The organism is Alteromonas sp. K632G, assembly GCF_017653625.1.
In the GTDB taxonomy this organism is placed as follows: domain Bacteria; phylum Pseudomonadota; class Gammaproteobacteria; order Enterobacterales; family Alteromonadaceae; genus Alteromonas; species Alteromonas naphthalenivorans.
Genome location: NZ_JAGGDM010000001.1, coordinates 494,650 through 518,985 on the forward strand (window position 1 = coordinate 494,650; position 24,336 = coordinate 518,985).

The window sequence follows — 24,336 nt, forward strand, 5'->3', positions numbered from 1 at the left end:
ATCGTTATGACTATACGCTGAATTAGGAAAAGTTGATTTATTCATTCGACTACAGTTGCAGTAAATCAGGTGGGTGGAACCTGGCTTGCCCTGACTTACGCGGGCCGGGTTAAAAATTTGTAAGAGAAGCCGGAAGTCGCAAAGAAATAGCTAAAAAAGAAAAGATTTTAGAAAAGAAAAAACAAGAGTAGAAAACGGCTGGGTTCAAAGTAAAAAACAAAAGTCTGGGGTTCCATTTATAACCTGGAACCCCGACGTACCTAAATGTAATAAAGCACTTTGAAGTGCAAAGCTTAAAAGCTTTGAGCGCTTAGCTTAGCAGCTTCAAGTGCTCAGCTTTGGCTAGCAATGAGGGCTTGCTCGATGTCAGCTATAATATCGTCAATATGTTCAATACCTACCGAAATACGAACCATATCTTCACTAACGCCGGCCGATGCAAGCTCATCAGCATTTAATTGACGGTGTGTAGTGCTAGCAGGGTGACAGGCTAAAGACTTTGCATCACCAATATTAACTAAGCGTAGAATTAGCTGTAGGGCGTCGATAAACTTAGCGCCTGCTGGCAATCCACCTTGAATCCCAAAGCTAATAATACCGGCCGCTTTACCGCCACAAATGCGTTGGCAGGTGTCGAAGTGCTCACTATCAGGCAGAGCCGCATAGTTAACCCAATTCACTGAAGGGTGCTTTTCAAGAAACGCAGCCACTTTTTCTGCGTTTTCGCAGTGGCGCTCCATCCGTAACGATAAGGTTTCTAAACCTTGCATAATATTAAACGCACTTTGTGCTGAAAGTGCAGCCCCTGTATTACGCAGAGGCACTACGCGGCAGCGGCCAATATACGCAGCTGGGCCAAGTGCTTCTGTGTAAGTAACGCCATGGTAGCTAGGATCGGGTGTAGTCAGCATACTGAATCGTTCTGGCTGAGCAGCCCAGTCAAAGTTACCTGAATCAACAATAATGCCGCCCACGGTAGTGCCGTGACCGCCAATATATTTGGTTAGGGAGTGAATGGCTATATCTGCACCGTGATCGAACACCTTGCAAAGAATAGGGGTGGCAACGGTGTTATCAACAATTAACGGCACGCCTGCGGCATGTGCAATATCGGCCCAACGTTTAATATCAACAACGTTTCCTGCAGGGTTACCAATAGACTCGCAAAATACCGCTTTGGTATTTTCATCAATAGCAGCAGCAAGGCCGTCGAAGTCATTTGCTTGTACGAAGGTAGTTTGAATACCTTGGCGAGGAAAAGTATGCGCAAAAAGGTTGTAGGTGCCGCCGTATAACTGTCCAACACTTACAATATTGCTACCGACTTCTGCGATAGCTTCTATGGCGTAGCGAATAGCGGCCATGCCAGAGGCTACCGCTAATGCCCCAACACCACCTTCTAATTCAGTTAAACGCTGCTCTAACACAGCATTGGTGGGGTTCATAATTCTACTGTAGATATAACCTGGCACTTTAAGGTCGAACAAATCAGCACCATGTTGCGTATTATCAAACGTAAACGATGTGGTTTGATAAATAGGAGTAGTTGCTGCTTTTGTAGTTTCTTCGCTAGTATAGCCTGCGTGTAATGCAATGGTTTCTGGTTTCATTGAACATACCTTAAAAGTTAATTCATATTTTGTGCGTTTAGATGTTTAGATGGTTAGACGTCTATAAAGCTTTTGATCAAGGTAATCCAAAAATCTTTACTTGTGAAGTATTAAAAATTTATTTGTTAATTAAATGTAGGAGAGTGTTTTGGAAAAGCCAGTGCATCAGCCCAGACAACAAGTAACACAGCAAGGTAGTAAATCTATTCTCTACTACGTGCACGACCCCATGTGCAGTTGGTGCTGGGCGTTTGTACCAGTATGGAACACCATAAAACAAAACCTGCCAGATCACATAGAGGTGCGATATGTATTAGGCGGGCTAGCGCCCGATTCTAACGAACCCATGCCAAGTGCTATGCAAGCTGCCATCAGCGGATATTGGAAAACCATTATGCAGCGGGTGCCGGGTACCACATTCAACTTTGATTTTTGGGAAAAATGCGAGCCACGACGCTCAACTTATCCGTCATGCCGTGCGGTAATTGCTGCAAGAAATCAAGATGCCAGTAAAGAAGAATCGATGATAAATGCTATTCAACAAGGGTACTATCTTCGCGCCATGAGTCCGTCCAATGACAGTACGTTGATTGAACTGGCCAGCGAGTTAGGATTAAACCCAGAGCAATTCGAAGAAGACTTAAACAGCGCAGAAACTCAACGAACATTAATAGAAGAAATAAACATGGGGCAAGCTATTGGCGCCCAGGGCTTTCCCAGCTTAATTTTAAAAAATGAATCAGGTTATCGATTTATTGCCCTTGATTATAACGATGCGAATGTAACGTTGGCTCAGTTAGGTTTATAAACTACAGCTATAAAACTCTCATATGACATGGGTCAACTTGGGCCCATGTCGCAAAACTGTTTACGCATTTTTAACGGCTTCTAATAAAACATTATTCACTAACATTCCCTTTTTTCGTCGCACTAGACATTACAGAACGCCCGTTTTACTCTCATTATTCTTCCTGTTTCTATTCAAGCCTTAAATGATAATAAATAAGAGAAAATTCATGATCAAAAGAATCAAATTCAACACTTTGTTCGTTGGCATGCTATTCATGTTTAGCCAAACCAGTATGGCTAATACTGCCACCGAGCAGAAAATTACAAAGCATATTAATGATAACCTCACCCAATCCCAAGCGCTGTTAGAAAAAACGGTGAATATCAATAGTGGCACCATGAATTTCGACGGAGTCAAAAAAGTAGGGGCTATTTATCAAGCCGAGTTCGATGCAATGGGGTTTGATACCCAGTGGGTTGATGGAAGTGAATTTAATCGGGCTGGGCACTTAGTGGCCAGCTATGGCAATTCGGGGCCAAAGATTCTGATGATAGGCCATTTAGATACAGTATTTGCTAAAGATGATGCATTTCAGCACTACAGTGTCGTTGATGACACCCATATTGCAGGGCCTGGCATCACCGATATGAAAGGCGGCGATGTGATTATTATTGCGGCACTGCAAGCGCTGAAAGCCTTAGATTTACTCGATAAAATCAGTATTAAGGTAGTGATGACGGGTGATGAAGAAAGTAGTGGCCGCCCCCTTTCGTTATCTAAGAAAGCCTTGGTTGATGCGGCAATATGGGCAGATATCGCGCTGGGGTTTGAAGATGCCGATGGCGATATTAAAACGGCCGTGGTTGCTCGTCGTGGCTCTATAGGCTGGCAGCTAGATGTAGTAGGTAAGCCTGCGCACTCTTCACAAATATTCACCGACAATGTGGGCTATGGCGCTATTTTTGAAACCGCCCGTATTTTAAATGATTTCCGAGAGCAACTAGCCGGCGTAGGCAATATTACCTTCAACCCTGGCCTTATTGCGGGTGGTACAGAAGTTGAAGTACAGCCAGAGAATTCTATTGTACAAGGCTTTGGCAAAACCAATGTGGTGGCCAAAGAAGTGACTGTAAAAGGGGGCATTCGTACCTTAACGCCTGATGAGCTAGCAAAAGCTAAAACGGTGATGCAAGAAATTGTAGCAGATAACCTTCTACACACATCAGCAACTTTAACGTTTGCCGATGGTTATCCGCCAATGGCGCCTACTGATAAAAACTATGCATTATTAAAGATGTATAGCGATGTGAGTGAATCTTTAGGTTATGGCCCTGTTGCGCCAGTAAATCCGCGAAACGCCGGCGCCGCTGATATTTCATTCGCTGCAGATCATGTAGACATGGCAATTGATGGTTTAGGTTTAATGGGGGACGGCGGGCACACCAAAGATGAAGTGGCCGATATGTCTACCTTTGCGCAAAACATGCATAAAGCCGCTATTTTACTTTATCGTTTAGGTGAGAAGGGCGCCCAATAACCTCACCAAATATCCGCTTCATAGGCGCTAATACCACATTAGTCATAAATAGGGATGCATAATCCCTATTTAACCCGCATTTATACTTGCATTCACACCCCATATCCGTATAATTCGGCGGCCTTCTCTTAGGCGCTCAATTTATAAGCGTCTAAAGAAGGATTAAGTTAACGGTAACGCTACAACGAGTTTGAGGCATTTATGGTTACTATTCGTTTACAGCGTGGTGGCGCGAAAAAGCGTCCATTTTATCAACTAGTGGTGGCTGATAGCCGTCGTGCAAGAAACGGTCGTTTTATTGAAAACGTTGGTTTCTTCAACCCAACAGCACAAGGTCAAGCAGAGCGTTTACGCGTTGACCTAGAACGTGTTGATTACTGGGTTGGTGTTGGCGCGAGCTTATCTGAGCGCGTAACTAGCTTGGTAAAAGAAGCTAAAAAATCTGCAGCGTAAGTTGCAATTAACTGGTGAGTATAGATGAGTTTAGCGTCTGACATTGTGGTTGTTGGCAAAATCGGTGCACCTTACGGTGTAAAAGGTTGGGTCAAAATCAACAGCTATACACAAACACCAGAAGGTATTTTTGAGTACTTGCCTTGGTTCCTTGGCGAAGAAAACGAATACCAAATTGACCAATGGCGAACGCATGGTAAAGGCCTGGTAGCAAAGATTGTTGGTGTGGATAACCGAGATGATGCAGAACGCATCAAAAACTTGGATATAAACATTAGCGCTTCGCAACTTCCCGATTTAGGGGACGATGGTATTTATTGGCGCGAGCTCACTGGCATGAAAGTGGTAACTACGCAAGGTTACGACTTAGGTGTGGTGAAAGAAGTATTTAATACAGGTGCCAATGACGTGGTTCACGTTAAAGCGAATGTAGGCGATGCTTTTGGTCAAAAAGAAAGATTAATACCTTTTGTGTTCGACGACGTTGTACAAGAGGTTGATCGGGAAGCGAAGGTCATTAAAGTTGACTGGGATCCGGGGTTTTAAGTGACACCGGAAAAATGGTTCGGGGTAGTTAGCCTGTTTCCAGATATGTTCGCGCCATTCACCCAGCAGGGTGTAATCGGCAGGGCAGTTAAGTCTGGTAAATTATCGGTTGATACCTTTAACCCCCGCGACTTTACTCATGACCGCCATCGCACAGTTGACGACCGCCCCTATGGTGGCGGACCCGGCATGCTGATGATGGTTAAACCGCTTACCGATGCTATACAAGCTGCCAAGAAAGTTGGTGGCGAAAACAGTAGCGTGATCTACTTATCACCTCAAGGGAAACCCCTTGACCAAGCAGGCGTTCAACGTCTTGCTGGCATTGACCGTACGATTTTAATCTGTGGTCGATATGAAGGAATTGATGAGCGCGTAATCGAAAGCCATGTAGATGAAGAAGTCTCCATTGGTGATTACGTTCTAAGTGGCGGTGAACTGCCGGCAATGGTCTTAATAGACGCAGTTGCCAGATTAGTTCCCGGCGTGTTGGGGCATAAAGCTTCAGCAGTTGAAGATTCCTTTACCGATGGTCTTCTGGATTGTCCGCATTATACGCGGCCAGAAGTACTAGATGGTCAATCGGTACCTGACGTGTTGTTAAGTGGTGATCATGAAAAAATTAGGCAGTGGCGATTAATGCAGTCTTTGGGTAGAACCTTACTGCGTCGCCCTGATTTGTTAAATCACCTAGCTCTGACTGAGGAGCAGCAGCGGTTATTGGAAATATTCCAAACGCAGTTGCAGCGAGATGACAGTTAACTAGGACGAGAGGATATGATGAGCAAAGTCAGTCAAGATATCATCAAGAAAATTGAGCAAGCACAGCTTAAATCTGATGTTCCAGGGTTCGGCCCGGGTGACACAGTAGTTGTTAAAGTTCGCGTTACCGAAGGTGACAAAGAGCGTCTTCAGGCTTATGAAGGTGTTGTTATCGCTAAGCGTAACCGTGGTCTGCACTCGTCTTTTACCGTACGTAAGATTTCTAGCGGCGAAGGCGTTGAGCGTGTGTTCCAAACACACAGCCCGGCTATCTCTTCAATTGAAGTTAAACGCCGCGGTGCGGTTCGTCGTGCTAAGCTTTACTATCTTCGTGAACGTTCAGGTAAATCTGCACGTATCAAAGAAAAGCTTAACTAAGATTACTAATCCTTGCGTTATTGTTAACTTCGAAAGAGCCCGCTTATTAGCGGGCTTTTTTGTGTCTGCAAAAAAGCGGTAGGGATGTGGTGTTGGGCTCTCTGACTCGCCGTAAACCCATCCATGGGGGCTCTGCCAGCGCATCCTGCGCTGGAAGGTCAGCGAGCCCAACACCACATCCCTTCGGTCGCACTTTGTAGCCACGATAGGTGAGTTGAAGGATGGTGCCAATGACTCGCCGTAAACCCATCCGTGGGCGCTATGTCAGCGCATCCTGCGCTGGAAGGTCAGCGAGCCCAACACCACATCCCTTCGGTCGCACTTTGTAGCCACGATAGGTGAGTTGAAGGATGATGCCAATGACTCGCCGTAAACCCATCGTTGGGGGCTCTGCCAGCGCGTCCTGCGCTGGAAGGCCATCGGCACCTACACCGCATCCTCCGGTCGCACTTTATAGCATGAGTTGGTTAGGTGAAGGGAAAGGGCTTTGTGTGCCTCTGAAACCCGGCGTAAACCCATCCATGGGGCCTTCGCTACAGCATCCATGCTGTAGAGAGTTTCCGAGGCGCACAAAGCCCTTCCTTCTGAACAGCCGGTTAAGGCTCACCGTTGAATATTAATACTAGTCGCCAGTAGAAGCCCACGTGAAACGCGGCGTGAATCCATCTTTGGCGTTTTCGCAATAGCTCTATGTTGTGGAAGGCTTCTGATGGGGCGACTCCCTCTCCTATAAACGCTGACCCGTACCATGGAGTAGTGCGGCATAAACCCATCCGTGGGCGCTATATCAGCGCATCCATGCGCTGGAAGGTCACTGCCAACTACGTAGCATTCCGGAATGTATTCCTTGGTGTTGGCACAATTGCTCAATGCACGTTTGCGAGATAAGATGTTGAAAATAGATAATTAAAACAATGAGTGGCCCATGCGATTGCGTTTTTTCTGGGTAATAACGGTGTTTGTCTTTAGTGCTCTGGCTAGTACCGTGGCAAATGCTAACGTTGAATTCAAAATACCTAGAAGTACTGTTGTGGAGCTTCAAGACATTAAATCTAGCCGAACTTACCCCATTTTTATCAAGTTACCGAAAAGCTACCGAGCTAATACCAAAGCATCTTATCCTGTCATTTATTTGTTGGATGGTTCTTATGCATTTCAGGTTGTGTCCGGGGCAACACGTTTTCCTATGAACAGCGGCGTAATGGAGCAGGCTATCATAGTGGCCATATCCTATTCGAAAGGGTCTAAGGGTGCCTCTAGTCGCGTTCGCGACTATACCCCTTACCTTGCTGAAGATTGGAAGCTTGAAACTGGCAAAGCGGGGCAACATGCTGACTTTATCAATGACACGGTATTTACCTACATAGAGAATAACTATCGCGTGAAGGGAATGCCTAGAACGCTAGTGGGAAATTCTTTAGGTGGGTTGTTTAGTGCCTATGTGCTTTTTACTCGTCCAAATATGTTTAGTAGTTACATTATTGGTAGCCCATCGGTATGGTTTCGCGACCATGCTGTTTTGTCTGAACCGGTTGTTAAACCTAAAACGCCAATTAAGGTCTTTCTTGCCGTGGGCGAATTAGAACGCCCCGAATATGGTGAAAGGCAAGATATGGTGGAAGGAGCACAAAAACTGGCTCAAAAAATAACGCAGCAGAATGATAATCAGGTAAATCTGAAGTTCACACTTATTGGTGAGGCCACTCACGCTACTGCGTTTCCTACCACCGCTATTCAGGGGGTAGATTGGCTTTACGCAAACAAACCACATGGGAAGGTGCAGCAGTAAGCATGAGTGCTATTGTGCGTTTTGGGGGCCTGATTCACTAATCCAATGTTTTAGCGGTATTACCCATTCATCCATAGGACGATAGAAGGCACCATGTTCTTTTCCTGTAGTGATGGCTATCTCTTTAAACTCTTTAAGCTTGCGGCTTCGTGCTTCTAAAAGGTTGCATGAGCCAACGTCGTCAGAAGTTTCATAAATAGAAAGCACACGGCCGTATAGCTGAATATCGCGCTTACGATTAATTAATCCTGCACAGCCCGCTAAAATCACAACATTAACTCGAGAGTTTTTTAATTCGTTTGACGCGAGTATTGTAATCACGCCGCCCCGTGAAAACCCGGTAAGGGTAATGTTCTGTGGGGGAACACCTGCGGTGATAAGTTGTTTAACTTCTCCAGCAAGACGTTTAGCGTAGTCGATAGGACTCACACCTTCTGGTCTGTGGTGAGCTACTAAAACATAGCTTTCGTCTTCAAGTGCTTTTAGAACGCTAGGAAAATCATAAACACCCCACCTAGGGTGTATGGGCGTTCGCTCTTCCCCTTCTACAATAAAGCCATGTGAATAGAACACGTAGCGTTTGGCTGGGTCTATACTATTTGGAAACGCATATTCGCTAGACGCTGCCTGAGCGTTAACAGTAGTAACAACAAAGAATAAAATGAGTATAAATTTCATCTATAAAATAGGTTTGCATGTTTAAGACAATAATATTGACACGAAATTCGTAAATTAACGATCTGTACTCGACTATTCTCAGAATAAACCTATAACCAATGTGCGAGTGAGACAGGGATGACGGCAGATTACTTTCTTTTTTTAGGGCTATTTGGGGTGGCGTTCTTTGCGGTATCGGGCGCACTTATGGGGCATGAGAAAAGTATTAATGGTTTTGGCGTGGTTGTAGTGGCCTCGGTCACTGCACTAGGCGGTGGAACCATCAGAGACTTGTTGCTTACCCAACCTATTTTTTGGGTAGAAACGCCTTCTTATTTATATTCTGCCTATGGCGCAGTAATACTCACAGTAATATCCATTCGCTATCTACCGCCATTATCCAACTATTACTTTATTTTGATGGATGCCGCAGGGCTTGCCATTTTTAACATCATGGGCATGGAAAAAGCGCTGATAGAAGGTACAGGTATGATAGTGGCGCTAACTATGGGCATGACCACAGGGATATTTGGAGGTTTACTCAGGGATGTGATTTGCCGAGAGGTTCCATTAGTAATGCGTGGTGACCTTTATGCTACAGCATGTCTTTCTGGAGGTTTGGCGTATGCTGCCTTGTTTACGTTAGATGCGCCCTATGCATGGTGTATTTTGGGTTCACTGATAACAACCGTATTTATTCGTCTAGGTTCGCTACATTGGGGCTGGAAACCAAATATATTTAAGAAGGGCTGCACGCCGAAAAGCTAAATTCACCATTGATTGAAAAGTAAACTAATCAAGCATGAACTTAACCGATCGTCATGTAAAAAACATATTTGTTGGACTTAAAGCAAAGTATTATACGTAAAAGCTTGCGTGCTTATTCGTTTGTTGTTAAAAAGTCAATGACGTTAAAGAAAATTAGAAAATGCCTGTTGTACATATAAGTTTACACGCGAAAATATACTCTTTTGACGTTTTATTTTTTCCCGTTTTTTAGTAGTTAAGAGAGCCCCATGATCAAGGACACTGTAAATAATATCCACGTAAGTGCAGAAGATGTGCTTATTACCCCAGAAGCATTAAGTGCTGAGTTGCCTGCCTCAGAAAAAGCGCTTGCTGCCATTTCAGAATCTCGCAAAATTGTTTCTGACATTATTCACCGTCGCGACCATCGTATGTTGGTGGTATGTGGACCATGTTCTATCCATGATGTTGAAGCAGCTAAAGAGTACGCGCTGAAGTTAAAAGAGCTGCATGAATCGTGCAAAGACACGCTGTTTATTGTTATGCGCGTATACTTCGAAAAGCCGCGCACCACCACGGGTTGGAAAGGGTTAATTAACGACCCTCACATTGACGATACATTCGATATTGAAGCTGGTCTGCGTAAAGCCCGTGAACTATTGATTTGGTTGGCTGAACTCGAACTTCCGGTTGCGACTGAAGCGCTAGATCCAATTAGCCCTCAGTACTTAGCCGAATTATTCAGCTGGTCTGCAATTGGTGCTCGTACCTCAGAATCACAAACTCACCGTGAAATGGCCAGTGGTCTATCAATGCCAGTAGGCTTTAAAAATGGTACTGATGGCAGCTTAGATATTGCCCTAAATGCCCTTAAATCAGCAGCATCAGGTCATCGCTTCATGGGTATTAACAAGCAAGGTCAAGTGAGTGTTATTGCCACCAGTGGTAATCCAGATGGCCATATTATTCTACGTGGTGGTAAACAACCAAACTACGATTCAGTGTGTGTGTCCGAGTGTGAAGTTGAAATGCAAGAAGCAGGGCTAACAGCTGGCTTAGTGGTGGACTGTAGTCATGCGAATTCTTCAAAAGATTACCGTCGTCAGCCTCTGGTTGCACAAAACGTAGTAAATCAAATACTCGAAGGTAACCAGTCTATTATTGGCGTGATGTTAGAAAGCCACTTAAAAGCGGGTAACCAAAAATCCGATGGGAAAAAGCTAAGCGAAATGGAATACGGTGTGTCTATCACCGACGGCTGTATTGACTGGGAAACTACAGAATCGCTTATTGCTCAAACCAGAGATAAATTAATAACTGTGCTACCCTTACGCCAAAATAAGCGCACCGATGTTGCCTAATAGGTGAGGTAGTCAGTGCCATTTGATTTGAGGGACACACTGAATGGCCGATTTTTCGCAGCAATTAAATACGCTGCGTGAAGGAATTGACGAGCTGGATACCCAGCTCGTTGAACTTCTCGCAAAACGCAACGCACTTACTACACAAGTGGGTCAGGTAAAAGCCGAAGCTGGCATGCCTGTTTATGTACCTTCCAGAGAAAAAGAACTCATTGCTTCACGACGAGCGCAAGCTGAAGCGTTAGGCGTTTCCCCTGATCTTACTGAAGACTTATTACGCCGTATCATGCGTGAGTCTTACCATACGCAAAATAATCGATACCTTGGGGTAAATGCTGACGTTGGTACCATTGTGGTTATTGGTGGGGCGGGGGCACTGGGTAAAATATTCGTAAGCTTGTTCGAGCGAAGCGGCTATTCAGTCTCTGTCGTCGAGAGAGAAGACTGGGAGAATGGTCATGCTGAAAACGTGCTTTCAACCGCTGCATTAGTGGTAGTGGCTGTGCCTATTAACCTTACTGAACAGGTGATAGGTCAGCTCTCGATGTTGCCCGAAAGCTGTATTTTAGCTGATATTACGAGTATCAAGGTTAAGCCCATTGAGGCCATGATGGCAGTGCATAAGGGGCCCGTGGTTGGCTTACACCCTATGTTTGGACCCGATGCTCCAGGTATGATTAAACAGGTCGTGGTGGTGTGTGAGGGGCGCGAAAAAAGCGCTTATGGCTGGCTTATCGATCAAATGAAAATCTGGGGCGCAACTATTCACAACAGCACCGCCGAAGAGCATGATAAATCTATGGCTTATATTCAGGTAATGCGCCACTTCAATACCTTTGTGTATGGTGAGCATTTACGTGGAGAAGATCCTGATCTTGAATCCCTCACTATGTTTAGCTCACCTATCTATCGGTTAGAGTTAGCGATGGTTGGGCGGTTATTCGCGCAAGCCCCCGAATTGTACGCGGATATTATTTTTAATAATCCTGATAACTTCGCTTTGCTTCGACGATTCTATGACCGTTTCGGTCTAGCCTTAAACTTGTTGGAAAAGGGAGATAAAAAAGCGTTTATCAAACAGTTTCTAACTATAGGAAACTGGTTTGGCAGTTACGCAAAAAACTGTCTGGTTGATAGTAAACAATTGTTGTTAAAGGCCGATGATGGCCAGCTATTGCGTAAAAAATAATAAGGTATGTTTTCTTTAAACTAGCAACAAAAAACGGTACTTCGATGGCCATTAACCCCGCAGTACCGCTCGTATAGCTGGTTTATATTATTCCGCCAATGCACTTGCCGCAGCGACTTTGGTAGGGCTAATTTCTTCGCTAGGGTAACAACCAAGTATCTTCAAATAACGGGTTATACTGCGTAGCGATTCAATTGCTTTTTGCACTGGCCCATCTTCTACATTGCCTTTCACATCAATATAAAACATTTCTTCCCAGGGGTTACCAGGAATAGGACGAGACTCTAGTTTCGTCATATTAATATTGTTTTCACTTAGCACTAAAAGCGCTTCAACTAATGCGCCAGGCTTTTGAACCGTTGACATAACCAGTGTGGTTTTGGCCGGAACTTGAAGTGGCACGACTACCGCTTTACGAGCAACAACAATGAAACGACTGTGGTTTTCTTTTTGGTTGGCCAAGTTGCTTTTTATTGCAGTAAGACCGTAAAGGTTTCCACCAGCCTCACTGCCAATAGCCGCAATGTCATCTCGTTGTAACTCACTTACTGTCAACATGGCCGATGACGTACTGTCCATAGTTTTCACTTCAATATTGCCAAGCTCAGCTAAGAAGTGACTGCACTGCGTGAATACTTGTGGATGCGCGTACACGGTTTTTATTTTATCTACGGTAGTGTCTGCGCCAACAAGCAAGGTGTGACGAATAGGGTGAGTAAGTTCGCCTATAATGCTCAAGTGAGTATGTTGAAGTTGGTCATAAACTTCATTAATACTGCCTGAAGTTGTGTTTTCAATAGGTAGAACCGCATAGTCGGCTTCTGCATTCTCTACTTTCTGAATAATTTCACTAAAGCTCTGACAACCTATCTCCAGTAATTCTCCAGGACGTCTAGAAAAGTATTTCTGGGTAGCAAGATACGAGTAAGAGCCTTTGTCGCCCAAGAAAGCCACGCGATTAAGAGGAAGCGTACTGCCAGGGTTGGCACGTTCAGCAAGCATTGCTTGCTGATTTAATACTGAGTCTTCAATGATGACGTGAAATATTTGGGTAACGTAGTGAGGGTCAAGGCCAGCGTCCTTACCTTCTTTAATCAGGCGAACAAGGAGTTGCTCTTCACGCTTCTGATCCCGAACTGGAATATGGTGCTTAATTTTAGTTTCAGCGACTTCATTGGTAAGCACACGGCGCTCTGCCAATAAGGTTAAAAGTTCGCTATCTAAAGATGTTATGCGCTCTCTTACAGCATCTAAGGCGTTGTCAGACATAGTTTTCCACTTATCGTATTAGCTAAAAAAAAACCTCCCTTGAGGGAGGTTTTTATGCATGTAGCTGCGCCTCCCTATTTAAAGAGCATAAACGCAAAAAAGATAGCTACTGCATGTATATTATTCTGTTTCATACGCCTGACTTTATGCGTACAGCGTTTCAGTGTCAACCTGTTTTTACATTGGTTTTAATTTTTATAGTGGGGAAAGCTTGATAGATTTTAGTAGAAGGGGTAGGGCAATAGCGAATTTGCCTTAAAGCAACAAACAGGCACCATGATGCCTGTTTGTTGCTTTAATTAACAGTAGGCTTTTTTTTAGGAATTCGTGATGTTAGTTACCTAATAAGGCCGCTAGCATTTGTCGAACCTCCGTAGGTTCGAAGGGCTTATCACATAGCGCATTCACACCGGTCTGTTGAATATTGGCCATATGGGCGCTATCGGCCGCTTCAGACGTTACCATGATGATAGGAATATGCGTAGTTTCGGGGTTGAAACGGATAAACTCAGATAGCTCTCGGCCATCCATTTCTGGCATATTGTAGTCGGTAACGACTAAATCAAAGGCTTCATCTTTTATAAAGGTAAGTGCCATTGCGCCGTTCTCGGCTTCTTTTATACGCTGCAATCCCATGCCTTCAAGTACACGACGAATGTGATTACGCGCTAATTTACTGTCGTCAACCAGCAGCACCCTAACATCGTGAATATCAAATAGCTCGAGTTCAAGTTCGTCGTGATTGATTAAATCAAGGCTAGCATTGAGCGCGCGAGACAAATGAAGGGGCTCGAAAGGTTTAGGAAGGATGGCTGAAACGCCCGCTTGTTTGAACTCTTCCAACTTGCTTATTCTGTTCTCACTTGAAACCAACATGAACGGAATAGATTTAAATTCGTCATTTTCTTTGATGAACTTGATCAAATCTAATGCTGTGCCATCTTCGAAATACATCGCGCTAACAATCAGGTCTGCACCATGCGCTTTAACCGCCGATATAGCTTCAGAAAGGGTACTTACAGGATCAATTTCCCTAACCTTTTCTTTCAACAATAGGGTAGTAATAATCTTCCTCTGTGTATCAGAGGGTTCAACTAATATGATATGTAAATCAGAAATTGACAGCTTTTCCATTCCGTTCTCTTTTTGGTATTTTAAGGAAAGTAGGAGGGTGAATTAACCCCCAGCAATTTTAGCGCTAAAGCCCTTATCTTGCAGCAAAGCTTTTAGCTTCTCACGGTCATCCGTTTGAACTTCAATTTGTCCATCTTTAACCGCGCCACCACAGCCGCACTTCTTTTTTAATTCAGTGCCTAGCTTTTTTAGCGCATCGGGGGCTAAATCGAGCCCTTTTATTATAGACACGCCTTTTCCTTTGCGGCCTTTTGTTTCTCTATGTATGCGAACAATACCATCGTCGGAAGTGGAACGCTTTGCTTCTTTAGGCGAAGGTTTAACTTTACCTTTATCGGTACTGTACACCAGCAGTGCATCTTGCCAATCTTGCATTTTATCCTCTGATTACTTTTCCTGTACGTTAAAAGCGCCATATTTAGGCTTATCTACAATTGTAGCATGGCAGGCTGAAATATCTGCGCTAGAATAAATTCAGTAAAGCCTAATTACACGCTGTGTTTTTCTCTGGAGAACAAAGTAAACAGTGTAGTCCACGTAGAAGGAGTCGTTAAATGAATGTCTCAATGGATAAAGTTAATCAACAACAGACTTTAATAATAGAAATGGGCGAAAAGTTTGACTTTAGTAAAGTGGAAGCCTTTCGCTCAGCCTATCAAGATTTAGACTCTGACGTGAAACACATCACCGTAGACTTGGCTAAAACAGAATATATGGATAGTTCAGCCTTAGGTATGTTGCTAAATATGCAAAAAGTATTATCACAACGAACGCTTACATTCAGTATTGAAAATAGCCGACCACCCGTGGAGCGAATACTAAAAATATCGCGTTTTGACAAAAAATTTATTATTCGTTGAGACGTAGCGGTAAGTAAGCCACAGGGCGCTAACATTAAATGAAAATTCTTATCGTTGATGACGAACCAATAAATCGCACCATGTTAGTTAGCATGTTAAGCGAGGCGGGGTTTACTGATTGTGTTGAAGCTGCATGCGGTGAAGACGCGCTAGCGATAGTTGAACAAGCGATACCCGATTTAGTGTTACTTGATGTAATCATGCCGGGTATGAGTGGTTTCGAAGTTGCACCACAAATTAGAACCTTAGCTGGCGGCCGATACTTACCTATTTTATTCATCACCGCGCTGGATGACAAAGAAAGTCTGGTTAAGTGTTTAGAGGTAGGAGGGAATGACTTTGCGACCAAACCTTTCGACAAACATATTCTCACCGCTAAAATTCGTGCTCACGAAAAAATTCGTAACCTAAGCGCGCATATCGAACAGCAAAATGAAGAGCTTAGATTTTATCAGCAACGGGTAGCAAGAGAGCATGCCATTGTTGAGCATATTTTCAGTCATGCCATTGTTAATAAAAGCCACATTCTTAAATATTTTGATCACGCATTAACGCCAGCTGAAACATTTAATGGGGATGTATTTGTGTGTGAGGCTAGCCCAAGTGGCGGCCTGTACTTTTTAGTGGGAGATTTTACTGGGCACGGGCTTGCTTCAGCCATAGGTGCATTGCCGGTAACGCGCGCATTTCAAGAGATGTCTTTAAAAGGGTTATCGGTAAATGAAATGGCGACAGAGTTTAATAAAATACTTCTGCGATTTTTACCCAGCGATATGTTTATGGCGGCGGTTATCGGCGAGGTTGGCTCTGATGGTTCTCGTATTACCCTTTGGCAAGGTGGCATGCCGCAGATGCTGGTGGTGTCAGACAAAAGGAAATTTATTAAAACTATTTCTTCTCCACATATGGCGCTAGGTATTCTTGAGCAGCACGAGTTTGACAGTGAATGCGAAATTTTTGAGATGTTGGCGAATGACAAGTTAATTATCTATTCCGATGGGTTAACAGAAGCGGTTGATGTACAAGGAAATATGCTAACCGAAGAGGGGATAAAGCAATGGTGTGCTGAGGTCAAGGATATTACCGCCGAAGGAATTTTCGATCACGCTAAAGCATTTTCGGCTACGCCTACTTTTGACGACGATGTGTCTATCGTTGTTTTTAAAAGTCAGGCTTTAGAAGGGATTAAGCCTTATAAAGCTACCGATGATATCCCATTGAATATCACCATCACCTTAAGTGCTAAACATTTAAAGCAGCCTGACATTCAAACTCGCATGCTCCATCAAACCTCTCAGTGTAGTGGAATTGAACATGTTCGCTCAGTGCTTTTTACCGTGGTTTCCGAAATGTTTAGCAACGCCTTAGAGCACGGGATTTTGAACATGGATTCACGTTTAAAGCACTCTCCAGAAGGCTTTCAACTATATTATGAGCAGCGAGAAAGGCTGCTTAGTGCCCTAGATAAAGGGACGATTATTATTAATATTGAGTCGGATCCTGCAAAAGAAATTGTCTTCCTTTCTATAGAGGATAGTGGAAATGGTTTTGAGTGGGAGCAACAAGCCAGCCCCGAAAGTAATGACTCATTCGGAAGAGGACTAGGCCTCATTAGAGCGCTAAGTAGTAAAGTGTGGTTTGAAAAAGGCGGGAGAAAAATAAACTGTTTGCTCAATACAGTCGTTGAATAACTACCACTAAACTAAAAATGCCAACGATTTGCCGTATATCCCCACTTCGAAACGGTGGATGTGTTATGCAATAGCTTCGTTGTTTATTTGGAGCGTCTAATGCTTAAATCTTTGTTACAGCTTTTCGAAACGAAAGAGTCAGAAGAGCAACAGAAACATACAGTCGAACTTGCCACTGCTGCTTTGTTAAGTGAAATAATAAGGGCAGATGATAATGTTACAGACAGCGAGCTCAATGCTTACAAGACGCATTTATATAAGCAGTTTGAGCTTTCTGACGAAGCGCTAAAATTACTTATGGAAGAAGGGCGTTCATCAGCAGAAGAAGCCGTCGATTTAGTCCAATTTACCAAAATAATTAATCAAACTTGTGATCCAGACCAAAAGCGGGACATTCTTGAAGGCTTATGGGCTATTGCTTATGCGGATAACCAACTTGCTCCTATTGAAGAGCATACAATCCGGCGTATATCAGATTTGTTGCATGTGCCGCATTCCCATTTTATTAAAGCTAAATTGCGTGTTTCGCCAGAAAATTAAAGCAATACTTAACACACCCACATGCTATTAATTTTGAAAAAAAAGTGCTTGTTACACAGGTAATTAGTAAATAATAATGCTATAAATAAATCATGAATTTCCATGGTCTCATACACACTTGAGATTGTGATGACTACGTAAGATTTATTTGAAACATGATTGCAATCTATTACGCGGGTGGTGTTAGAGGAAGTGGGTGTGTTTAAGTCTATAAAAGCCCCAATTAGTATAGTCGTTACCTTGTCTATGTCTGTTATGGCTGCCGCGGTGTTGTGGTTTGCAGTATTAGAACATAAAGCGCTTTATCTCAAGTTGGCACATTCTCATACTGTTTCTCTTGCAAATGGTGTGGTGAAAAACGTAGCGCCAGCTATGTTATTAAATACACAAAAAGCCCCATCTATTTCGAATGTTTTGATCCTATTGAAGGAGCATGAACATGTTATTTCAGCAAGAATCTATGACAGTAACTTTACCCTTTTATTAGAAGAAGAAGGCCCATCTGCTGATAGGTTAAATGAGCCCTTTTTCAATATGCTCGACCCATTTGTTCTAAGCGAAGGCGTATCCTCGGAAAATGACGTTATTATAGCGCGAAGGGCTATAGGTTCTTCGCAAAAGCCAGACGGCTTCTTGATACTCTTCGTGGATGCTAAGGCACCTCTCACCGGTAGTGTTAAAAGTTTATTGCTGAATGTCGTTCCTCTTATCTTCGTGCTTTGGGTAATAAGCATTATTGGCACATTGTTTTTCATTAGTCGTGTATTTCGCCCTTTAAGTGAGTTGAGTTTTTTCACCAAACAAGTCACCGATACAAAAGATTATGCTTTACGACAAAACCTAACTTCGAGAGATGAAATTGGAGAGTTAGGAGAAAACATCAACCTCCTGTTAGAAATGATAGAGGTTGAACTACTCATCAATCATGAACAAACTCAAACGTTGGTCAATCAACAGGAAACCATGATTCGCCTGGCTAACTATGACAGCCTAACCGGGCTACCTAATAGGCAATTTGTGCTTGATAATTTGCGTTTAGAGTTGGCCCGAGCACGAAGAAATGATGATGATCTAGCGCTACTGTTTTTCGATTTAGATGGGTTTAAAGGAATAAACGATTCTCTCGGTCATGAGACCGGTGACCTAATATTGATAGAAGTGGCAGATAGGGTGAGCGCACTGTTGCGGGAAGGAGACTTAGTCGCCCGTTTAGGGGGAGACGAATTTTTAGTATTACCTGACAGGGAAACGCGAGATACCAGTCTTGAAAATATGGCCGGTCGATTAATTGATGCCTTTACCAGTCCTTTTGAATTACGTGGATTGTCATTGTCTGTTGGCGTTAGTGTGGGGGTAGCGCGGGCCGTAGACGCAGACTACGATTTAAGCGAATTAATGAGCAATGCAGACCTTGCCATGTACCGCTCTAAAGCTAGAGGGCGTGGCAGCTTTACCATATTTACACCTGATATGGTGGAATCACATAAACGTAAATTCCATTTAGCTAATGCCATAGAGCAAGGGCTAAAGAATGATGAGTTTATGATATACTACCAAGTTAAAGTCGATCACAAAGGGAAGGTTATCGGCTTAGAGGGGCTTCTTAGATGGCAACACCCAGAATATGGCTTGGTCATGCCGAATGAATTTATTCCCATCGCGGAACAAGGCGGCAAGATATCTGCCATTACGCGTTGGGTCATTGAAAAAGTCTGTATTGATCTGCCCAAATTAAGAGAATGGCTTCCCCATCGTTTTCGAGTGTCAGTGAATCTATCAGGGCACGATCTGCGTGATAGCAACCTATTTGACAATATCTATGAGATTTTTACGCGCTACGATGTAAACCCTGAATATGTAGAATTCGAGGTAACCGAGTCTGCTTACTTAGAGAACTTTGCGTCGTCAAATAAATTCTTTAAACGCATGAGCAACATGGGATGCGCCATTGCCCTTGACGACTTTGGGACGGGGTATTCTTCACTAAGTTATTTGACCCAAATTAGTATCGATACCCTAAAAATTGATAAGCAGTTTGTACATGAACTAGAAACCTCCGAAAGAAGTCGACTGGTAACGGGCGCTATTATCGATTTGGCCAAACGTCTTTCACTGACTGTATGTGCTGAAGGTATTGAGAATGAAACACAGTGGCATTATTTGATTGATCACGGTTGTGACTACATTCAAGGGTTTATGTTTAGCAAACCGATTCCTATGGATGAGCTTGTTCAATCACCTAAACAGTTTTACATAGGCAATACAGACAATAGTGAAGCCTAGGTAGGCATTCAAAGCCCATGCATTGCTTTTTTTAAGGGAAGTTAAATAGACTGTTCTAACGAACTGTTTTTGCAGCCTATTTGACGCTTTATTAGGTTGTTGGATACATTTACAGGAGTTCGTGTAACTGTGTCTGTTTCTAGAGACATCGAATAGGAGGCAAGTCGGTTTATAATTTGTAAGTGTATGATATATAGTTTATTTGTATTTTTGGCTCAATTTTAGCTTATTCAATCAGAGTTAACAGAGTTATCGAAGTTAGTTTAAGGGATTTATAAACAAGCAGTAATGCGGAGGATTCATGATGAAACGACTAGAGAAGGTTTTTCTGATTTTAATGACTATCGCGGCGATACAAGCTATATCGGTAGTTGAAGCGCACGCTTCACCTGCGAAAACGTTGATGCAGCAGCTAGATACTAATAAAGACGGTTTGATATCACTAAAAGAAGCGGTTCGTCACACCGAACTATTGCGTAATTTTGGGTTAATTGACGACAATGAAGATGGCAAATTAACCGAAGACGAATTAGCAAAAAGTAAACTGACACCGGGAAATGCAAAATCTGCCGTTAGTAAATAGCGGCGGTCAGCGAGCAAAATAAATAAAAGCCTAGCAGATGCGCCTGCCGGTACTTGTTTGAAGGAATACCACTCTGATTGAGAAATTTTCATTTGGTGAACGGCTGGTTCAGCTAGGCTCATTACGTCAACTAACGCTAGGTAGCTTCGTGCTGGCGTTAATCCCATTAATTGCGCTGTTGTGGCAAAGTCAAAGTGACTTAGCTAAAGTGGGGCAAATGACCACGTTGGAAACCCGTTATGTGGTTGATGTTGTGGGTGATATGCAGCGTCTGGATGGTGCTGTTGTTGATTTAGAGCGAAGTATTCGCCAATACGCCGTTATTCGCACCGAAAAAGTTGCCACCTTATCCGATAATGCACTCGACCAATTTGCCGTGGCCGCTGATAATCTATGCCAAGCCTTATCTGTTCAGAGAACCTGCGAGAGGTTGTCAGAACAATTAGGCGACCTTTCTGATTACCGCATAATTGAAGATCAACTCCTACTCAATGCGTATCTTGCTAACGTCTCACGCAGTGTTTCACAACTTCGAGACGACGTGGAACTCGCTATTTCCGAACGGGTCAAAGTGCAGCAAGATGACTTAAACGCGATGCAAGCAAAGCAGGCGTGGTCTACGGCGATGTTGGTAAGTGTTTCCTTGCTGCTTATTCTATTAGGAAGCCAACTAATTGTTAATCCGGTCAATAAACTAAAGCAAATAATACGTATAGTGGCTCATCAGCAAGGTGATCTTCCCCCTTTGTCTCGCCAAGCGCCGCGAGAGCTAATAGATGTGGAGAAAGATCTGCATTGGCTGTACGATCGCCTAGGTCAATTGGAACATATACGCACAGCATTGTTGCGGCATGCTGCTCACGAGTTGAAAACACCGTTAGCCAGCATTAAAGAAGGATGTAGTTTATTATCGGAAAATGTTGTGGGCGATTTAAATGACCCACAACGTGAAATATTGTCGCTACTTAGTTCAAGTACGCAAAGATTGAACACACTAATCGAAAAATTACTCGATTATAATTTGTTATTACAGCAAGCTCAGCCCGACATTGTTAAAACTGATGCGAAGAAGTTGGTTGATGCATGCTTGGGTGATTACGCACTGGCGTTACAAGAGCGTGAAGTGACGGTATCGGTAGAAAACAGTCATATTTGGGCTGACGAAGAGTTATTCCGACGAATACTCGACAATTTGGTGTCTAACGCAGTAGCACATGGTGCTGTAGGGCGACCCATTAATGTACATATATATTTAGATAATAACTTTGCTATATTGGACGTTGCAAATCGGGGCAAGCGGATTGCCAAAGAGTCGGTTGCAACACTGTTTGAACCTTTCACCCGTGGCGCAGAGCCGAGAAATGACAACGTTATAGGCACAGGATTAGGTTTATCGATTGTTGCGGATTGTGCGCGACTGATGCATGGCGACGTGCAAGTTGTCGATGTTGATTATGCTGATGTGTGCTTTAGGGTGACGATTCCTCAACAGGAAAAATAAAATGAGAATAAGTTGTATGATACTGGCCCTGACGGTGATGTCGGGTTGCAGTGTGTTGTCTAAGCAGCCAATCGAACAGAAAATTGAAGTTTCTCCACCCCAGATCATTGAAGTGGCTGTAGATGACGATATTTGCCTGTTCACTTCAGAACCTGAAAATTTTGATTACAATTGCGACATGGCTTACTGGTTGGAAGTTTGGCTTGAAGCTGATGCCACGCCTTGGATTGAACGCAAAGCGCAATTGACAGCGCTTGGTCAATCGAAAAAAGACAAAATTCACGCTTACCTTTTATCCTTATCCAGCGATACCCCGTATCAAGATAGGCTGCGAGCCCAACTTTCTATCGATGATTTAATGCCTGAATTTACCGACGCTGCCGCGTTGGTTATTGAAGTTGTGGTAAGTAACCCAAACAAACAATTAATGGAACTTGAGTCTGCGTTGAGTGTATTAAGCAAAGAAAACACCCTTCGAGGTCAAGAATTACAAAAGCTGTATGCTGAGCTTAAAGCTCAGCAGAAAAAACTAGAAGAACTACTCCAAATTGAAGCAACACTTATGGATAAAAACAGGAACAACTAACAATGAGTGAAAGTAGCAAGAACAAACCCCATTTATTGTTGGTTGATGATGATAAAAGTTTACTTCGCCTTTTAACCATTCGTTTAGAAGGTGAAGGTTATCAAGTTACTGCGGTTGAAGATGGTAATGCGGCGTTAAGAAAGCTTCAAAATGATGCTTTTGACGTGGTACTCAGTGATTTGCGCATGCCTGGCCTTGACGGGTTAAGCTTATTTGAAGAAATTATGGGCATTCGAAAAGATATTCCCGTTATTTTAATGACCGCCCACGGTACTATTTCGGACGCGGTTGCGGCTACTCAGCGTGGCGTATTTGGTTTTCTTCCAAAGCCTGTTGATCATGATGAACTTCGTACCTTGTTACAAAAAGCATTAAGTCAGTCACAAGCGGCTCAGCCCGGTGAATGGGCGAAAAGTATTGTTACTCGCTCTCAAGATATGCTTAATGTACTTGATCAAGCGTACCGGATTGCACAACGAGAAGTCAGTGTACTCATTAGCGGAGCAAGTGGTACAGGTAAAGAATTACTTGCCAATGCCATGCATCAGGCAAGCGACCGACGTGACAAGCCGTTTGTTGCCATTAACTGTGGCGCACTGCCAGAAAACTTACTTGAATCAGAGTTATTCGGACACGCTAAAGGTGCTTTTACTGGTGCGGTAGCTGCTCACCCAGGTTTATTTCGAGAAGCCGATGGCGGTACTTTATTTTTAGATGAAATTGGTGATATGCCAATGACACTACAAGTAAAGCTATTACGTGCATTACAAGAGCGTCAAATTAGGCCTGTAGGCAGTAGTAAGCATGTAGATATCGATGTTCGTATTATCTCGGCAACGCATAAAGATTTGCTCAAAGAAATGGAAGAGGGCACTTTCAGGGAAGACTTATATTACCGTTTAAATGTGGTGAACTTAAAGCTTCCATCGTTGAAAGCGCGTAGCGAAGATATTCCATTACTCGCTCGTTCATTGTTACAGCAAAGTGCTCAGCGTCATGGTGTGAACGTGAGCCAGTTTTCAGACGATGCAATGCAGTTGTTAGTGAAATCATCTTGGCCAGGAAACGTGCGTCAATTGGTGAACGTGGTAGAGCAATGTGTTGCGTTAACACAAACTCCAGTAGTGCCTCTGCATCTTGTAGAGCAAGCACTATCAGCCACTAAGCAAAGTTGGCCAACGCTGACCGAAGCCCGCGATGCCTTCGAACAACAGTACTTGAACAAGCTTTTGAAAATGACGGATGGAAACGTGACCCGTGCAGCTGAGCTAGCCGGTCGTAACCGAACCGATATGCATAAGTTAATGAAAAAGCATGACTTAGATGCAGGAGACTTTCGCTAGTACAATCTGCACTGGAAGTATCTTTGAAGCGTAAAAGCTGCCACCTAATGTGGCAGCTTTTTCATTTAGATTAGTGGGCTTCTATAGCCTTGTTAGCGATGGTTAATCTACCATTGATTCTCATTAATGATGGTTTCCGCTTTCTTGGCCATCTCTTTCAACATAAGAATTTCTTCAGCAGAGAACTCTCTCGGTTCATCATGAATAACACATAATGTACCAAGCTCGTACCCATCGTTAGAACGAAGAATAGCGCCTGCATAAGAGCGAATGTAAGGCTCACCTTTAACCAAAGGACCGCCTGCAAAGCGGCTGTCTTTTGTTGCGTCGGTCACAATCAAATATTCTTCTTCCGCTATTGCGTAAGTGCAAAATGAAATATTGCGAGGTGTTTCTGACACATCTAAACACTGGCGAGACTTAAACCATTGTCTGTCTTCGGCAATTAAGCTCACCAAGCAAATTTTGCATTTAAAATATTCTTGGGTTGCTTTGGTAACGGCATCTAGCTGTGCGTCGGGTTTAGTGTCTAGAATGTTTAAATTTTCTAGGGCTTTTAATCGCAAGGTTTCGCGATCAAGCGTTGGTGATTCCATTAATTATTTCACTTAAATAAAAGTTGCTATTGAGACTGTCTCAATAGCTTTCATTTTATAGGAAGGTAAGGATAAGCACTAGTTAATATTCTTAATGTATGGTGTACGGCTATGCTATTTTAAATAGGTAA

Annotated in this window: 24 protein-coding genes; 18 read left to right on the top strand and 6 right to left on the bottom strand. The window is 43.3% G+C overall.

The features are described 5' to 3' along the window. Positions 1–332 precede the first annotated feature (332 nt). The gene (locus tag J5X92_RS02195; RefSeq protein WP_013784903.1) at positions 333–1,610 is read right to left on the bottom strand and encodes an aminotransferase class I/II-fold pyridoxal phosphate-dependent enzyme; all 1,278 of its coding nucleotides are present in this window, start codon (positions 1,608–1,610) and stop codon (positions 333–335) included. A 148-nt stretch (positions 1,611–1,758) separates the two neighbouring features. Between J5X92_RS02195 and J5X92_RS02200 the strand changes: the two genes are divergently transcribed. From J5X92_RS02200 to J5X92_RS02230, 7 genes are all read left to right on the top strand, one after another. Beyond that, positions 1,759–2,418, top strand: coding sequence for a DsbA family protein (locus J5X92_RS02200; RefSeq protein ID WP_013784902.1), 660 nt, complete (start codon positions 1,759–1,761; stop codon positions 2,416–2,418). Between the two features lie 274 nt (positions 2,419–2,692). Next, positions 2,693–3,937, top strand: coding sequence for a M20/M25/M40 family metallo-hydrolase (locus J5X92_RS02205; RefSeq protein WP_312847914.1), 1,245 nt, complete (start codon positions 2,693–2,695; stop codon positions 3,935–3,937). A gap of 201 nt (positions 3,938–4,138) precedes the next feature. Further along, on the top strand, positions 4,139–4,390 hold the full coding sequence (gene rpsP / locus J5X92_RS02210) for a 30S ribosomal protein S16 (protein ID WP_013784900.1): 252 nt from the start codon (positions 4,139–4,141) through the stop codon (positions 4,388–4,390). Between the two features lie 24 nt (positions 4,391–4,414). Beyond that, a complete protein-coding gene (gene rimM / locus J5X92_RS02215; RefSeq protein ID WP_013784899.1) occupies positions 4,415–4,936 on the top strand; it encodes a ribosome maturation factor RimM in 522 nt (173 codons plus the stop codon). Further along, entirely contained in the window at positions 4,937–5,698 is a 762-nt protein-coding gene (gene trmD / locus J5X92_RS02220) for a tRNA (guanosine(37)-N1)-methyltransferase TrmD (protein WP_208804491.1), read from the top strand. An 18-nt stretch (positions 5,699–5,716) separates the two neighbouring features. Further along, positions 5,717–6,076, top strand: coding sequence for a 50S ribosomal protein L19 (rplS, locus tag J5X92_RS02225; RefSeq protein WP_013784897.1), 360 nt, complete (start codon positions 5,717–5,719; stop codon positions 6,074–6,076). A gap of 925 nt (positions 6,077–7,001) precedes the next feature. Next, entirely contained in the window at positions 7,002–7,865 is an 864-nt protein-coding gene (locus J5X92_RS02230; protein WP_126871875.1) for an alpha/beta hydrolase-fold protein, read from the top strand. A 9-nt stretch (positions 7,866–7,874) separates the two neighbouring features. Here J5X92_RS02230 and J5X92_RS02235 read toward each other — a convergent pair whose 3' ends face one another. Further along, complete coding sequence (locus J5X92_RS02235) at positions 7,875–8,543, bottom strand: alpha/beta hydrolase (protein WP_126871874.1); 669 nt, start codon at positions 8,541–8,543, stop codon at positions 7,875–7,877. A gap of 117 nt (positions 8,544–8,660) precedes the next feature. Here J5X92_RS02235 and J5X92_RS02240 point away from each other — a divergent pair, with 117 nt between their 5' ends. The 3 genes from J5X92_RS02240 (at position 8,661) to tyrA (ending at position 11,819) form a co-directional block, all read left to right on the top strand. After that, the gene (locus tag J5X92_RS02240; protein WP_208804493.1) at positions 8,661–9,290 is read left to right on the top strand and encodes a trimeric intracellular cation channel family protein; all 630 of its coding nucleotides are present in this window, start codon (positions 8,661–8,663) and stop codon (positions 9,288–9,290) included. 248 nt (positions 9,291–9,538) lie between these two features. Continuing rightward, positions 9,539–10,630, top strand: coding sequence for a 3-deoxy-7-phosphoheptulonate synthase (locus tag J5X92_RS02245; RefSeq protein ID WP_013784893.1), 1,092 nt, complete (start codon positions 9,539–9,541; stop codon positions 10,628–10,630). A gap of 43 nt (positions 10,631–10,673) precedes the next feature. Beyond that, entirely contained in the window at positions 10,674–11,819 is a 1,146-nt protein-coding gene (tyrA, locus tag J5X92_RS02250) for a bifunctional chorismate mutase/prephenate dehydrogenase (RefSeq protein WP_208804494.1), read from the top strand. Positions 11,820–11,906: 87 nt separating this feature from the next. Here tyrA and pheA read toward each other — a convergent pair whose 3' ends face one another. From pheA to yciH, 3 genes are all read right to left on the bottom strand, one after another. Further along, the gene (pheA, locus tag J5X92_RS02255; protein WP_126871871.1) at positions 11,907–13,088 is read right to left on the bottom strand and encodes a prephenate dehydratase; all 1,182 of its coding nucleotides are present in this window, start codon (positions 13,086–13,088) and stop codon (positions 11,907–11,909) included. Positions 13,089–13,421: 333 nt separating this feature from the next. Then, positions 13,422–14,222, bottom strand: coding sequence for a response regulator (locus tag J5X92_RS02260; protein WP_129737342.1), 801 nt, complete (start codon positions 14,220–14,222; stop codon positions 13,422–13,424). A gap of 42 nt (positions 14,223–14,264) precedes the next feature. Continuing rightward, positions 14,265–14,597, bottom strand: a complete 333-nt coding sequence (yciH, locus tag J5X92_RS02265) for a stress response translation initiation inhibitor YciH (protein ID WP_126871869.1) — start codon at positions 14,595–14,597, stop codon at positions 14,265–14,267. A 179-nt stretch (positions 14,598–14,776) separates the two neighbouring features. Between yciH and J5X92_RS02270 the strand changes: the two genes are divergently transcribed. The 8 genes from J5X92_RS02270 (at position 14,777) to J5X92_RS02305 (ending at position 23,609) form a co-directional block, all read left to right on the top strand. Further along, positions 14,777–15,082 (top strand): STAS domain-containing protein, encoded by a 306-nt coding sequence (locus tag J5X92_RS02270; RefSeq protein ID WP_126871868.1) that lies wholly within the window; start codon positions 14,777–14,779, stop codon positions 15,080–15,082. A 38-nt stretch (positions 15,083–15,120) separates the two neighbouring features. After that, entirely contained in the window at positions 15,121–16,773 is a 1,653-nt protein-coding gene (locus J5X92_RS02275; protein ID WP_126871867.1) for a fused response regulator/phosphatase, read from the top strand. Between the two features lie 99 nt (positions 16,774–16,872). After that, positions 16,873–17,313 (top strand): TerB family tellurite resistance protein, encoded by a 441-nt coding sequence (locus tag J5X92_RS02280; RefSeq protein ID WP_208804495.1) that lies wholly within the window; start codon positions 16,873–16,875, stop codon positions 17,311–17,313. 198 nt (positions 17,314–17,511) lie between these two features. Continuing rightward, positions 17,512–19,596 (top strand): EAL domain-containing protein, encoded by a 2,085-nt coding sequence (locus tag J5X92_RS02285; RefSeq protein ID WP_208804496.1) that lies wholly within the window; start codon positions 17,512–17,514, stop codon positions 19,594–19,596. Positions 19,597–19,897: 301 nt separating this feature from the next. Then, positions 19,898–20,179, top strand: a complete 282-nt coding sequence (locus tag J5X92_RS02290) for an EF-hand domain-containing protein (RefSeq protein WP_232363138.1) — start codon at positions 19,898–19,900, stop codon at positions 20,177–20,179. Between the two features lie 103 nt (positions 20,180–20,282). Continuing rightward, a complete protein-coding gene (locus tag J5X92_RS02295) occupies positions 20,283–21,680 on the top strand; it encodes a HAMP domain-containing sensor histidine kinase (RefSeq protein ID WP_208804526.1) in 1,398 nt (465 codons plus the stop codon). 1 nt (position 21,681) lies between these two features. Beyond that, the gene (locus tag J5X92_RS02300) at positions 21,682–22,266 is read left to right on the top strand and encodes a hypothetical protein (RefSeq protein WP_208804497.1); all 585 of its coding nucleotides are present in this window, start codon (positions 21,682–21,684) and stop codon (positions 22,264–22,266) included. A 2-nt stretch (positions 22,267–22,268) separates the two neighbouring features. Next, complete coding sequence (locus J5X92_RS02305; RefSeq protein ID WP_013784881.1) at positions 22,269–23,609, top strand: sigma 54-interacting transcriptional regulator; 1,341 nt, start codon at positions 22,269–22,271, stop codon at positions 23,607–23,609. Positions 23,610–23,716: 107 nt separating this feature from the next. Here the strand turns inward: J5X92_RS02305 and J5X92_RS02310 are convergent, their stop codons facing one another. Beyond that, complete coding sequence (locus J5X92_RS02310; RefSeq protein WP_208804498.1) at positions 23,717–24,205, bottom strand: GAF domain-containing protein; 489 nt, start codon at positions 24,203–24,205, stop codon at positions 23,717–23,719. Positions 24,206–24,336: the final 131 nt, after the last annotated feature.